This window comes from Pseudomonas sp. M1, assembly GCF_022760135.1.
Classification (GTDB): Bacteria; Pseudomonadota; Gammaproteobacteria; order Pseudomonadales; family Pseudomonadaceae; genus Pseudomonas; species Pseudomonas citronellolis.
The window spans coordinates 2,313,943-2,325,878 of the sequence record NZ_CP094343.1; the positions used below are offsets into that span (position 1 = coordinate 2,313,943).

The following is an 11,936-nucleotide window of genomic DNA, read 5'->3' on the forward strand; positions in this document are numbered from 1 at the left end:
AGGCGCAGGGTAGGGCGCGCGTGGCGTGCTGGCAAGGGCGCGGTGCGCCAGCGGGAGCGACGGATTATTCGTCGCGCCCCTCCAGCATGGTGCGGCGCAGCATCACGTAGAGCGAGCCGGTGCCGCCGTGGCGCGGCAGGGCCGAGGTGAAGCCCAGGACCTGCGGGTGCTGGCGCAGCCAGGTGTTGACGTGGCTCTTGAGCAGCGGCCGGCGACCGTCGGTGCGCGCCGCCTTGCCGTGGGTGACGCGCACGCAGCGCACTTCCAGGCGGCTGGCCTCGGCGAGGAAGTCCCAGAGCAGCTCGCGGGCCTTCTCGATGTTCATGCCGTGCAGGTCGAGGCTGCCCTCGAAGCCGATCTGGCCGGCCTTGAGCTTGCGCATCTGGCCTTCCTGCACGCCGTCGCGGGCCCAGTACAGCTCGTCCTCGGCGCCGACGTCGATGACGAACAGGTCGGACAGCCCGTCGACGCGCTGGTTTTCCACCTTCGTCGTGGCGTTCTGCTGGCGCAGCTTGACCTGCTGGCGGTCGGCCTTGGGCTTGCCGGTGTCGGCCTGGTCCACCTGGATGCGCTTGACGCCGCGCATCTCGTTGGCGAACAGGGAAAAATCGTCGTCTTGCATGGAGCCTCCGCGAAGAGGCGGCATTCTAGCGGATCGCGGGCGCTTTGCGGCAAGCCGCTCAGCCGCGCTTCTTCATCAGCCGCGGCGACAGGCTGAGGCCGTCGCCACGCCGCGCGCGGCGCCGCGCCAGGCGCCAGAACAGCACGCCCAGCCACAGGGCGAGCAGGCCGATCACCAGCAATACCGCGCCGGCCGCCGGTTCGATGTGCATGACCCCCGCCGCCGGTTGCCGGCGCAGCAAGGCCGCGCCGCCGGCCAGGGCGCCGAGCACGCCGAACGCGGCGATCAGCGCGGCCACGGCGGCCACGAAGCGCCAGCGCCAGCGGCCCGGTCGCTTCGGGCGTAGCGTGCGTGGATCGAAACTGTCGGACATCTTCATCCCGGCTTCCTCATCTGCTGAACGAGGCTATGACCGGTGTCGGCGGGAGGGGGTTCCGCCCCCGCAGGGAATGCCTGGCCCGCCCGTCCGGCGCGTGCCCGCTGGATGTGTCGCCTTACAGCCTAATAGCTGCGGCGGCAGCTTGCCGCCGCAGCGGGACGGACGGCGCTCAGATCAGCGCCTGGGCCTCGCCGACCACGGCGGCGAAGTTGTCGCCCAGGGCGGCCATTTCCGCGTGGTGCAGGTCGCGCGCCGAGAGCACGCCGCCATCCGGGGTGGGGATGTCGCGGGTGGCGCAGGCGGCGGTGACCAGGGTGCAGCGGTAGCCGTAGTCCTTGGCCGCGCGCACGGTGGTGCTGATGCTCGAATGGGTCATGAAGCCGCAGACGATGATGTCCAGCCGGCCGTTGTGCTGCAGGCGGTCGTGCAGTTCGGTGCCGGAGAAGGCGTTGGGCAGGCGCTTCTCCACCACCACCTCGCCGGGCAGCGGCGCCAGTTCGGGCAGGAACTGCCCGCGCGGACCCTGCGGGTCGAGCAGGCCGCCGTGGATGCCCAGGTGGCGCACGTGGACGATCGGGGTGCCCTGGCTGCGCGCGGCATCCAGCAGTTGGCGGATCTGCGCGACCGCCGGTTCCAGGCCGGGCAGGGCGAGGACGCCGCTGCGGTACTCTTCCTGGGCGTCGATGATCAGCAGCGTGCTCTGGCGGAGGGTGGCGGGCGGATAGCCGCGTCCGCTGATCTTCAGCATGCTGAGCGGTTGAGACATGACGAACTCCTATGATGCGTATGCCACCATTGTGGTCTGTTCCGCGGGCGCTGTGAATCTATGCGAAACCCGCGCAAAGTGGTATTGACCCCCTCGACGCCGGTGTGCGCCCGCGGCAGGCCGCCTTGGGCTAGAATGCCGGCCTTTTTGCCCGCCGCGAGGACCCTGCGCCGTGACCGAATCCCGTTTGCTGACCCTTCGAGACCATATCCGCTGGGCGGTCAGCCGCTTCCATGCCGAGGGGCTGTACTTCGGACATGGCACCGACAACGCCTGGGACGACGCCCGCCTGCTGGTGCTCGGCGCGCTGCACCTGCCGTGGGAAATGGCCGATGCGTACCTGGATTGCCGCCTCGAGGACGACGAGCGCGAACACCTGCGCGAACTCCTGCGCCGGCGCATCGAGGAGCGCGTGCCCACCGCCTACCTGCTGGGCGAGGCCTGGTTCTGCGGCCTGCCGTTCGTGGTCGACGAGCGCGTGCTGGTGCCGCGTTCGCCCATCGCCGAGCTGATCCAGCAGCGCTTCGAGCCCTGGCTGGCGGCGGAACCGGCGCGCATCCTCGACCTGTGCACCGGCTCGGGCTGCATCGGCATCGCCTGTGCCTACGAATTCCTCCAGGCGGAAGTGGTGCTGGCCGACCTGTCCTTCGAGGCCCTGGAAGTGGCCAACGTCAACATCGAGCGCCACGAGCTGGGCGAGCGCGTCTACACCGTGCAGGGCGACGGCTTCGCCGGCCTGCCGGGGCAGCGCTTCGACCTGATCGTCTCCAACCCGCCCTACGTCGACGCCGAGGACTTCGCCGACATGCCGGCCGAGTACCAGCACGAGCCGGAACTGGGCCTGGCTTGCGGCCACGATGGCCTGGACCTGGTGCGGCGCATGCTCGCCGAGGCCGCCGACCACCTGACCGAACAGGGCACCCTGATCGTCGAAGTGGGCAACAGCCAGGTGCACGTCGAGGCGCTGTACCCGGAGGTGGACTTCACCTGGCTGGAATTCCGCCACGGCGGGCACGGCGTGTTCCTGCTGTCGGCGGCGCAGTGCCGCGAACACCAGGCGCTGTTCCGTTCGCGGGTGAACTGAGGCGCGGGCCCTGCCCGCGATTTCGCGCGCAGGGCGCGCTCCTACAGGGGGCGATACCGGGGGCTCCTGCGAAACCCATGCGGTCGTGGCGATGGGTATCGCTTCGCTCAACGCCATCCTACGGGTCTTGTGTTTGCCGGAGGGCGTAGGAGCGGATTCATCCGCGATTCCGCCAGCAGGGCACTACTGTCCGGCACGCCTCATGCTATTAACAGCTGCCCCTGACGCAGGTTGATCTCGCGTATTCGCTCCTGCCGTCGTCGGTAACGTTCGGCCTCCAGGCCAGGACGCTGAAATAGCGTCGCCTGTACCTCCACCATCAGCATCCACAGGCTTTGCCGCGTTCCCGTCCTGCGTTGGTAAAGGTTCAGCAGCAAGTAGCTGATCAGCGCACAGAGAATCTGGAGGCGCACGGCATTCTCGCTACGGCCCAGGAAACGCCTGACCTTCAGGTGTTGCTTGATCCATTTGAAAAACAGCTCGATCCGCCAGCGATCCCGATAGCGCTCGGCGATTTCTGCCGCCGGGCTGCTCAGGTCGTTGGTCGCCAGGCTCAGAGGCGGCTCATCGCCTGGGCGGTTCACCAGGATCCGCCGCAGGGGCTGGGTGTAGTGATTACGCCGTCGGCCACCTGGGTTGCGGTTGGAGAAGCTCACCTCTTCGTCTCGCAGGATCGTTTCCCGGTCTTGCTGGGGGACTTCGCGCAAGGCCAGGACCTTGAGCCGCACATTGGACTTGAATCGTGTGACGAAGCGGGCCTTCTGGGCATCCAGGCTCGCCCACCAGTTGAAGTCGTAATAGCCCTTGTCGAATACGTAGGTGGCCTGTGGCTCGATACCCAGCGTCCGGCCTTCGTCGATGTCGTTGACGTTGGCTGCGCTGAAGCTGCAATGCACCGGCGCCGCCGCCTGCTCGGCATACAGCACATGGACTTTCAGCCCCTGGGAGCGGGTTCGATTGGACAGCGTCCATTCGTCGAAGCCAGGGCCCTTGAGGGTGATCGTGGTGGAGTCCAGCAGGTACAGCAGTTCCTTCCCGTCACGGCGTAACTGCCGGCAGACGCCCGCCATCAGGTAGTGCGCAACCTGGGCGAAGACCTCGGTATTACGGCGTTCGTTGGCGTCGGCCAGGGTGGAACGCCGGATCGGGCCCGTACCCAGGTGATAGTGCTGATGGGGATGGCTGTTGAAGCTGGTTTCAAGCGCCCGCAGGCTGCTCACGCCGGCCAGTTGGGCATACACCATGGCGACCAGGTGATCCCAGCTGCCAAAGCGCTTGCTGTGCTTGTCGGCGCCGTGTTCGGCGACCAGTCGATCGAAGACGCCGCGAGGCAGCGCTTTTAGTACATCGTGAAAACGGCTTATCCTGAACATCTTGCGGGGGCTGTGAGGTTGAGTTGGCGCTCAACGGTTTAACCCGTGCCTTCAGCCCCCGCAAGCCCTCCAGACTTTCCCCGATAAATATTCCGGACAGTAGTGGCCAGCAGGGCGGATAACGCGGAGCGTTATTCGCCCTACGTACGCCGTGGGGCACGGCATTTTCTTGTTGGAGCAACTGTCTTGCCGACTGCGCCGAGGTGCTTTTCGTAGGATGGGTTGAGCTTGCGAAACCCATGCGGCCGTGGTGATGGGTATCGCTTCGCTCAACCCATCCTACAAAAGTCTCCCGCGGCCGTGCTCTTCGTAGGAGCGAGCCGTGCCCGTCCGTCCGCGCTGGGCCCTCAGTGCGTCGCCATCCAGATCAGCAGCCCGGCCTGGAACACCGCGAATACCGTCAGGCAGGCGATGATGAAGCGCAGGCTGGTGTCGTCGCGGCGGAAGGTCTCGATGCGCTGCTGCAGCTTGCGGATCTCGTTGTCCTGGCTGGCCAGGTTCTGGTCGGCCTGTTCCAGCATGGCCGCGGCGTCCAGCAGCGGCACCAGTTGCACCTTGTCCTTGTTCCAGTCGTCGTACAGCTCGCTCACCCGCCCGGCGCCGTAGCGGGCCTTGAGCAGGCGCGAGTCCTCGTACTCCACGTCGAAGCCCTGGGCGCGCAGGAAGTGGTCGCGGCGCAGGCGGATGTCCTCGTTGGGCGCGTCCTTCACCCCCAGCACGCCGCCCTCGACCTTGTAGTGCGCCCACTTCTGCCGCGCCCAGGCGATGCCCTGGGCCAGCAGGAAGCGGCCCAGGCCGCGGTTGATCGGCTCCAGGGCGAAGCCGCTGTCGGCGCCGAAACGCACTTCCTTGTTGCGGTGGTCGGCCCAGACCTCGAACAGGTTCTGCTCCTTGCGCAGGGCCTGGCCGGGCAACTGGATGCTCAGGCGCAACAGGCTCTGCTCCGGGGCGTGGCGCTCCACCCGGCCGAGCTGGACGAAGCGTAGGGCGCGGGCGCCGGTGCTGCGGTCGGTGGGCAGGGGCGCCAGGCGCAGCAGGCGGAAATGCTCCGGCGCCAGCTCCGCCCAGGGATGGGGCGGGGCCGGTGCTTCGGCGGGGGCGGCGGCGTCGCTGCGCGGGTCGGCGTCGGTCATCGGATTCCTCGGGCCTGGCCGACGGCCAGGGATCAACTCAACTTCTGTAGGAAGCGTGTAAGTAACGACTTTCATACAGGGGCTAAGCGATTATCGACGCCGACAGTGATTTCTTGAGACGCCCGTTTCAGCTCATGCCTTCGGCCGATGGAGTCTGCGGGCGGGTTCGCAGGATGAAGCCGACCAGCCGCTGGACCAGGTCGCGAGCCAGCGGCAGCCCGGGGTCGTTGTAGGACGCCAGCTGCTTCTTCACGTCGGCCGGGACGATGCGCAGGATGTGGTTCATGCCGGAGATCAGCTGCAATTCGGCGTCCGGCCTTGCGCGCTGCAGCGCCTGGGCGTCGGCCACGTCGACCTGGATGTCGCTGGTGCCCTGCAGGATCAGCGTCGGCTGGCGCACCCGGGCCAGCGCCTGCGCCGGGTCGTGGCGGAACAGCGAGATCAGGTAGGGCTGCACGCTGGGGCGGAACAGCGCGTTCAGCTGCGCCGGCACCTCGGGCACCTGGTGGCCGCCGCGCAACTGGTCGAGGATGGCGTCGGCCTTCGCCAGCAGGGGCGGCGGCAGGCGCACCGAAAGCTGCTCGCGCAGCACCTTGTCGATCGACCGGCCGCTGCCGGCGATCAGCACCAGGGCCACGGCCTTGCTGCGCGGCGCGGCCAGGCTGGCGATCAGCGCGCCCTCGCTGTGGCCCACCAGCACCTGCGGGCCGAAGCGCGGGTCCGCGGCCAGCCGGTCGCTCCAGGCCACCAGGTCGTCGACGTAGCCGTCGACGCTCAGCTGCCGTTCGTCCGGCGCGGCGTCGCGGCTGCGGGCGATGCCGCGCTTGTCGTAGCGCAGGCTGGCGATGCCGTTGCTGGCCAGGGCCTCGGCCAGGCGCCGCAGGTAGGCGTTGTTGCCGCCCTCGGGGTTGTTGCCGTCGCGGTCGGTGGGGCCGGAGCCGGCCACCAGCAGTGCCAGCGGCGGCGGGCTGGCGGTCTGCGGCAGCAGCAGGGTGCCGCGCAGCACGCCGTGGCCGGTGTCCAGGTCGTAGGGGCGTTGCAGGATGGTGGGGGAGGCGGCGTAGGTCATTGCGGCGAACAGCCAGCAGGAAAGAAGGGCGATAAGGCGCGGCATGGAAGGCTTCATGGACTGCATGATAGCGGTTTGACGGCGCGCGCCGCGGAAGGTTCGCAGGGCGGTATGTCGCAGGTATACTGCTGGGCCTTTTCGTTCACCCAAGTCTTCCGCGGAGCCTCGCATGTCCGGCAACACCTACGGCAAGCTGTTCACCGTCACCACCGCTGGCGAAAGCCACGGCCCGGCGCTGGTCGCCATCGTCGACGGCTGCCCGCCGGGGCTGGAGCTTTCCCTGGAAGACCTGCAGCGCGACCTCGACCGGCGCAAGCCCGGCACCAGCCGGCACACCACCCAGCGCCAGGAAGCCGACGAGGTGGAAATCCTCTCCGGCGTGTTCGAGGGCAAGACCACCGGCACCCCGATCGGCCTCTTGATCCGCAACACCGACCAGAAGTCCAAGGACTACTCGGCGATCAAGGACCTGTTCCGCCCGGCCCACGCCGACTACAGCTACCACCACAAGTACGGCGTGCGCGACTACCGCGGCGGCGGCCGTTCCTCGGCCCGCGAGACCGCCATGCGCGTGGCCGCCGGGGCCATCGCCAAGAAGTACCTGGCGAGCCTGGGCATCCAGGTGCGCGGCTACATGAGCCAACTGGGCCCGATCGAAATCCCCTTCAAGACCTGGGACAGCGTCGAGCAGAACGCCTTCTTCAGCCCCGACCCGGACAAGGTGGCGGAGCTGGAGGCCTACATGGACCAGCTGCGCCGCGACCAGGATTCGGTGGGCGCGAAGATCACCGTGGTCGCCGAAGGCGTGCCGCCGGGCCTGGGCGAGCCGATCTTCGACCGCCTGGACGCGGAACTGGCCCACGCGCTGATGAGCATCAACGCGGTCAAGGGCGTGGAGATCGGCGCCGGCTTCGCCAGCGTCGCCCAGCGCGGCACCGAGCACCGCGACGAGCTGACCCCCGAGGGCTTCCTGTCGAACAACGCCGGCGGCATCCTCGGCGGCATCTCCAGCGGCCAGCCGATAGTCGCGCACCTGGCGCTCAAGCCCACCTCCAGCATCACCACCCCCGGCCGCTCCATCGACGTGAACGGCAACCCGGTGGACGTGGTCACCAAGGGCCGCCATGACCCCTGCGTGGGCATCCGCGCCACCCCCATCGCCGAGGCGATGATGGCCATCGTGCTGATGGACCACCTGCTGCGCCACCGCGCGCAGAATGCCGACGTGCGCGTCAATACGCCGGTGCTGGGGCAGCTCTGAGCCAGAAGCTGGAAGCCTGAAGCCCAGAGCCGCCACTTCCAGCTTCGAGCTTCCAGCCCATGGCTGCTTCTTTCCCCTACTGGCGCCTGTCCAGCTTCTACTTCTTCTATTTCTGCCTGCTGGGCGGGACCGCGCCTTTCCTCGCCCTGTACTTCCACCACCTGGGCTTTTCCGCCGCGCGCATCGGCGAGCTGGTGGCCATTCCCATGCTGATGCGCTGCGTGGCGCCGAACCTGTGGGGCTGGCTGGGCGACCGTTCCGGCCAACGCCTGCGCATCGTGCGCTTCGGCGCGCTGTGCACGGCGGCGTGCTTCGCGCTGATCTTCCTCGACCACAGCTACGCCTGGCTGGCGCTGGTGATGGCCGGGCATGCGTTCTTCTGGCACGCGGTGCTGCCGCAGTTCGAGGTGATCACCCTGGCCCACCTGGGCGAGCGCACCGCCAGCTACAGCCGCATCCGCCTGTGGGGCTCGATCGGCTTCATCTGCACCGTGGTCGGCCTGGGCCGGCTGTTCGAGGCCACCAGCCTGGACTACTACCCCTGGGCGCTGCTGGCGATCATGCTGGGCATCGTCGCCGCCAGCTGGTGGGTGCCCAACGCCCAGCCGGCCTGGCGCCACGGCGACGCGCCGGCCAGCGGCTTCCTGGCCCAGCTGCGCCAGCCGGGGGTGATCGCCTTCTACCTGTGCGTGTGCCTGATGCAGCTGTCCCACGGGCCGTACTACACCTTCCTCACCCTGCACCTGGAGGCCCTCGGCTACAGCCGCGGGCTGATCGGCTGGCTGTGGGCCCTGGGCGTGGTGGCCGAGGTGCTGCTGTTCCTGGTGATGCCGCGCCTGCTCGGGCGTTTCAGCCTGCGCCAGGTGCTGGCGGCGAGCGTCCTGCTGGCGGCGCTGCGCTGGCTGCTGCTGGGCAGCCTGGCCGACCACCTGGGCCTGCTATTGTTCGCCCAGTTGCTGCACGCGGCCACCTTCGGCGCCTTCCACGCCGCCGCCATCCATTTCGTCCAGCGTAGCTTCCAGGCGCGCCAGCAGGGGCAAGGGCAGGCGCTCTATGCCGCGCTGGCCGGCACCGGCGGCGCCCTGGGCGCGCTTTACTCCGGCTACAGCTGGGCCAGCCTGGGCCCGGCCTGGACTTTCGCCATCGCCAGCCTGGCGGCGCTGGCCGCAGCCGTTATCATCCGTACCCGTCTGAAAGAGGAGCGGCCATGAGCAACAACCGTGAACACCTGACCCGCCAGATCATCGAGGCCGGGCGCTTCCTGTATGGCCGCGGCTGGTCGCCGGCCACCAGCAGCAACTATTCCGCGCGCCTGGCCGCCGACCGCGCGTTGCTCACCGTCTCGGGCAAGCACAAGGGCCAGCTGGGCGTCGACGACGTGCTGGAGACCGATCTTGCCGGCAACAGCCTCGAACCGGGGAAGAAGCCCTCGGCCGAGACGCTGCTGCACACCCAGCTGTACGCCTGGCGCGCCGAGATAGGCGCGGTGCTGCACACCCACTCGGTGAACGCCACCGTGCTCTCGCGCCTGACCCCCGCCGACCGCCTGGAGCTGGAAGACTACGAGCTGCAGAAGGCCTTCGCCGGCGTCACCACCCACGAGGGCCGGGTGACGGTGCCGATCTTCGACAACGACCAGGACATCGCCCGCCTGGCGGCCAAGGTCCAGCCCTGGCTGGACGCCCACCCGGACTGCCCCGGCTACCTGATCCGCGGCCACGGCCTGTACACTTGGGGGCCGCGCATGGAAGATGCCCTGCGCCAGGTGGAAGCCTTCGAATTCCTCTTCGAATGCGAACTTAAAGTGATCAGCCTTCGCGGCGGCACGCGCTGAGCGAATCCGGCAGTACCCGAGGACCCGAGCATGAGCAGCCTGACCGTCTACCACGAATCCGCCCCCGAGCAGCCGCTGAAGCTGCTGACCCACGCCGAGGACATCGCCGCCACCCTGGCCGAGCTCGGCGTGCGTTTCGAGCGCTGGCAGGCCAGCGCGCCCATCGCCCCCGGCGCCAGCCCCGACGAGGTGCTCGCCGCCTACGCCCCGGAGATCCAGCGCCTGAAGGACGAGCAGGGCTACGTCACCGTCGACGTGGTCAGCCTCAGCGCCGACCACCCGCAGAAGGACGAGCTGCGCGCCAAGTTCCTCGACGAACACCGCCACGGCGAGGACGAAGTGCGCTTCTTCGTCGCCGGCCGCGGCCTGTTCACCCTGCACGTCGAGGACCACGTCTACGCCGTGCTCTGCGAGAAGAACGACCTGATCTCGGTGCCGGCCGGCACCCGCCACTGGTTCGACATGGGCGAGCGCCCGCACTTCGTGGCCATCCGCCTGTTCAACAACCCCGAGGGCTGGGTGGCGAAGTTCACCGGCGACGAGATCGCCAGGCGCTTCCCGCTGCTGGAAGACTGACACCCCCGTTCTATTTCTTTCGTAGGAGCGGATCTCATCCGCGAATCGCGCCGGAACCTCCGGCCATCGCGGACAAGGTCCGCTCCTACGGATAGCGTTACACCGGAGTTACCATGCCGATCAAAGCCATCCTCACCGACATCGAAGGCACCACCAGCGCCGTCAGCTTCGTCTTCGACGTGCTCTTCCCCTACGCCGCCGCGCACCTGCCGGATTTCGTCCGCGAGCACGCCGGCGAGGCGGAAGTGGCCGCGCAGCTGGACGCGGTGCGCGCCGAGAGCGGCGAAGCCGGCGCCGACGTGGAGCGCTGCATCGCCATCCTCCTGCAGTGGATCGCCGAGGACCGCAAGGCCACGCCGCTCAAGGCGCTGCAAGGGCAGGTCTGGGAGCAGGGCTACCGCGCCGGCCAGCTCAAGGGCCACGTCTACCCGGACGCGGTGGAGGCGCTGCGCCGCTGGAAGGCCGAGGGCTATGACCTGTACGTCTACTCCTCCGGCTCGATCCAGGCGCAGAAGCTGATCTTCGGCTGCTCCGAGGCCGGCGACCTGGCGCCGCTGTTCTCCGGCTACTTCGACACCACCAGCGGGCCCAAGCGCGAGGCCGCCTCCTATGCGCGCATCGTCCAGGCCATCGGCCTGCCGGCGGAGCAGGTGCTGTTCCTCTCCGACGTGGTGCAGGAGCTGGACGCCGCCCGCGAAGCCGGCCTGGCAACCATCGGCCTGGCCCGCGAAGGCGGCGCCCTGGAAGGCCACGAGACGCAGGCCAGCTTCGCCCTGATCGACCCGGCCCGCTGCTGAGGCCACTGCCGTCTATGCTGGAGGGCACACCTCCAGCAGCGGGAGCGGCGCCATGGGTTCGACCTTCAACGGCCTGATCGGCCTGATCATCTTCGCCCTCGACGTCTGGGCGATCATCAGCGTGCTCAAGAGCAGCGCGGACGTGCCCATCAAGATCATCTGGGTGTTGGTGATCGTCATCCTGCCGCTGCTCGGGCTGGTGATCTGGGCGATTGCCGGGCCGAAGGGCAACGTGCGGGTGTAGCGGGGGCGGGGGGGGTCGTAGGAGCGAGCTTGCTCGCGAATGGAGTTTGCCGGTTGGCATTGGTGTTTCGGATCGATTCCGCTCCCTCTCCCCAACCCTCTCCCTGAAGGGAGAGGGGGCTGTCCGCCGCATGCTGTGGGTTCGGAGTGATCCTGTGATTGCGGTGGGTTGAAGCAATTCGAGACATCAGGAGTGGGCTGGGCTTCCAGCTCGCTCCGAACGGCCCCCTCTCCCTTCAGGGAGAGGGCTGGGGAGAGGGGCGGAATATCCCCGAAACACGGAAACCACCTGGAAACCCCATCAAACCAACTCCAACTCCCGCGATTCCCCCACCATCACCCCCTCCAGCCGCAGCAGCGCCTCCTTGCGCGGCAGGCCGCCGCCGTAGCCGGTGAGGCTGCCGTCGCGGCCGATCACCCGGTGGCAGGGGATGATGATGCTGATCGGATTGGCGCCGTTGGCCGCGCCCACCGCGCGCACCGCCTTCGGCCGGCCGATGCGTTCGGCCAGGTCGGCGTACCAGGTGGTGTGGCCGTAGGGAATCTGCGTCAGCGCGTGCCAGACCTGGCGCTGGAACTCGGTGCCCTGGGGCGCCAGGCGCACGTCGAAGACCTTGCGCTTGCCGGCGAAGTATTCGTCCAGCTGCTTCATCACGGAATCCAGCTGGCTGCTGGCCTCGCGCCAGTCCGGGCCCGGCTCGTGGCCTTCGAAGGGGGTCATGTAGAGCATGCGCAGGCCCTGTTCGTCGCCGGCCAGCAGCAGGCGGCAGAGGGGGCTGTCGTAGTAGCGGTAATGCAT

Annotated in this window: 14 protein-coding genes; 7 read left to right on the forward strand and 7 right to left on the reverse strand. The window is 68.3% G+C overall.

Annotated elements, in window-relative coordinates; genetic code table 11:
- Positions 1 to 64: 64 nt before the first annotated feature.
- From PM1_RS10485 to PM1_RS10495, 3 genes are all read right to left on the reverse strand, one after another.
- Complete coding sequence (locus PM1_RS10485; RefSeq protein WP_009618628.1) at positions 65 to 622, reverse strand: Smr/MutS family protein; 558 nt, start codon at positions 620 to 622, stop codon at positions 65 to 67.
- Between the two features lie 58 nt (positions 623 to 680).
- Positions 681 to 1,001 (reverse strand): hypothetical protein, encoded by a 321-nt coding sequence (locus tag PM1_RS10490; protein WP_009618630.1) that lies wholly within the window; start codon positions 999 to 1,001, stop codon positions 681 to 683.
- A 169-nt stretch (positions 1,002 to 1,170) separates the two neighbouring features.
- The gene (locus PM1_RS10495) at positions 1,171 to 1,767 is read right to left on the reverse strand and encodes a cysteine hydrolase family protein (protein WP_009618632.1); all 597 of its coding nucleotides are present in this window, start codon (positions 1,765 to 1,767) and stop codon (positions 1,171 to 1,173) included.
- Between the two features lie 172 nt (positions 1,768 to 1,939).
- Between PM1_RS10495 and prmB the strand changes: the two genes are divergently transcribed.
- On the forward strand, positions 1,940 to 2,851 hold the full coding sequence (gene prmB / locus PM1_RS10500; RefSeq protein WP_009618634.1) for a 50S ribosomal protein L3 N(5)-glutamine methyltransferase: 912 nt from the start codon (positions 1,940 to 1,942) through the stop codon (positions 2,849 to 2,851).
- A 200-nt stretch (positions 2,852 to 3,051) separates the two neighbouring features.
- On the opposite strand, the gene PM1_RS10505 is transcribed toward prmB, so the two are convergent.
- From PM1_RS10505 to PM1_RS10515, 3 genes are all read right to left on the reverse strand, one after another.
- Entirely contained in the window at positions 3,052 to 4,224 is a 1,173-nt protein-coding gene (locus PM1_RS10505; protein WP_009618636.1) for an IS4 family transposase, read from the reverse strand.
- Positions 4,225 to 4,571: 347 nt separating this feature from the next.
- Positions 4,572 to 5,357: a hypothetical protein gene (locus PM1_RS10510; protein ID WP_009618638.1), complete on the reverse strand. Its 786-nt coding sequence runs from the start codon at positions 5,355 to 5,357 to the stop codon at positions 4,572 to 4,574.
- A 127-nt stretch (positions 5,358 to 5,484) separates the two neighbouring features.
- Positions 5,485 to 6,483 carry an alpha/beta hydrolase gene (locus PM1_RS10515; protein ID WP_084229695.1) on the reverse strand — a complete coding sequence of 333 codons (999 nt, stop codon included), beginning with the start codon at positions 6,481 to 6,483 and terminating at the stop codon, positions 5,485 to 5,487.
- A 112-nt stretch (positions 6,484 to 6,595) separates the two neighbouring features.
- Here PM1_RS10515 and aroC point away from each other — a divergent pair, with 112 nt between their 5' ends.
- The 6 genes from aroC (at position 6,596) to PM1_RS10545 (ending at position 11,138) form a co-directional block, all read left to right on the forward strand.
- A complete protein-coding gene (gene aroC, locus PM1_RS10520) occupies positions 6,596 to 7,687 on the forward strand; it encodes a chorismate synthase (RefSeq protein ID WP_009618642.1) in 1,092 nt (363 codons plus the stop codon).
- Positions 7,688 to 7,746: 59 nt separating this feature from the next.
- Positions 7,747 to 8,898, forward strand: coding sequence for an MFS transporter (locus PM1_RS10525; protein WP_009618644.1), 1,152 nt, complete (start codon positions 7,747 to 7,749; stop codon positions 8,896 to 8,898).
- The gene (locus tag PM1_RS10530; protein ID WP_009618646.1) at positions 8,895 to 9,521 is read left to right on the forward strand and encodes a methylthioribulose 1-phosphate dehydratase; all 627 of its coding nucleotides are present in this window, start codon (positions 8,895 to 8,897) and stop codon (positions 9,519 to 9,521) included. The genes PM1_RS10525 and PM1_RS10530 overlap by 4 nt, the downstream gene beginning before the upstream one ends.
- Positions 9,522 to 9,551: 30 nt before the next feature.
- Positions 9,552 to 10,097: a 1,2-dihydroxy-3-keto-5-methylthiopentene dioxygenase gene (locus PM1_RS10535; protein WP_009618648.1), complete on the forward strand. Its 546-nt coding sequence runs from the start codon at positions 9,552 to 9,554 to the stop codon at positions 10,095 to 10,097.
- A 113-nt stretch (positions 10,098 to 10,210) separates the two neighbouring features.
- Positions 10,211 to 10,894, forward strand: a complete 684-nt coding sequence (gene mtnC, locus PM1_RS10540; RefSeq protein ID WP_009618650.1) for an acireductone synthase — start codon at positions 10,211 to 10,213, stop codon at positions 10,892 to 10,894.
- 52 nt (positions 10,895 to 10,946) lie between these two features.
- Entirely contained in the window at positions 10,947 to 11,138 is a 192-nt protein-coding gene (locus tag PM1_RS10545; protein WP_009618652.1) for a PLDc N-terminal domain-containing protein, read from the forward strand.
- A 300-nt stretch (positions 11,139 to 11,438) separates the two neighbouring features.
- On the opposite strand, the gene PM1_RS10550 is transcribed toward PM1_RS10545, so the two are convergent.
- Positions 11,439 to 11,936 carry a methylated-DNA--[protein]-cysteine S-methyltransferase gene (locus tag PM1_RS10550; RefSeq protein WP_009618654.1) on the reverse strand — a complete coding sequence of 166 codons (498 nt, stop codon included), beginning with the start codon at positions 11,934 to 11,936 and terminating at the stop codon, positions 11,439 to 11,441.

Excerpts from the sequence above, each read along its gene's own strand:
- PM1_RS10485 (WP_009618628.1), bottom strand. The coding sequence starts at position 622 with ATGCAAGACGACGATTTTTCCCTGTTCGCCAACGAGATGCGCGGCGTC.
- PM1_RS10490 (WP_009618630.1), bottom strand. The coding sequence starts at position 1,001 with ATGAAGATGTCCGACAGTTTCGATCCACGCACGCTACGCCCGAAGCGA.
- PM1_RS10495 (WP_009618632.1), bottom strand. The coding sequence starts at position 1,767 with ATGTCTCAACCGCTCAGCATGCTGAAGATCAGCGGACGCGGCTATCCG.
- PM1_RS10505 (WP_009618636.1), bottom strand. The coding sequence starts at position 4,224 with ATGTTCAGGATAAGCCGTTTTCACGATGTACTAAAAGCGCTGCCTCGC.
- PM1_RS10510 (WP_009618638.1), bottom strand. The coding sequence starts at position 5,357 with ATGACCGACGCCGACCCGCGCAGCGACGCCGCCGCCCCCGCCGAAGCA.
- PM1_RS10515 (WP_084229695.1), bottom strand. The coding sequence starts at position 6,483 with ATGAAGCCTTCCATGCCGCGCCTTATCGCCCTTCTTTCCTGCTGGCTG.
- aroC (WP_009618642.1), top strand. The coding sequence starts at position 6,596 with ATGTCCGGCAACACCTACGGCAAGCTGTTCACCGTCACCACCGCTGGC.
- PM1_RS10525 (WP_009618644.1), top strand. The coding sequence starts at position 7,747 with ATGGCTGCTTCTTTCCCCTACTGGCGCCTGTCCAGCTTCTACTTCTTC.
- PM1_RS10530 (WP_009618646.1), top strand. The coding sequence starts at position 8,895 with ATGAGCAACAACCGTGAACACCTGACCCGCCAGATCATCGAGGCCGGG.
- PM1_RS10535 (WP_009618648.1), top strand. The coding sequence starts at position 9,552 with ATGAGCAGCCTGACCGTCTACCACGAATCCGCCCCCGAGCAGCCGCTG.
- mtnC (WP_009618650.1), top strand. The coding sequence starts at position 10,211 with ATGCCGATCAAAGCCATCCTCACCGACATCGAAGGCACCACCAGCGCC.
- PM1_RS10545 (WP_009618652.1), top strand. The coding sequence starts at position 10,947 with ATGGGTTCGACCTTCAACGGCCTGATCGGCCTGATCATCTTCGCCCTC.
- PM1_RS10550 (WP_009618654.1), bottom strand. The coding sequence starts at position 11,936 with ATGCATTACCGCTACTACGACAGCCCCCTCTGCCGCCTGCTGCTGGCC.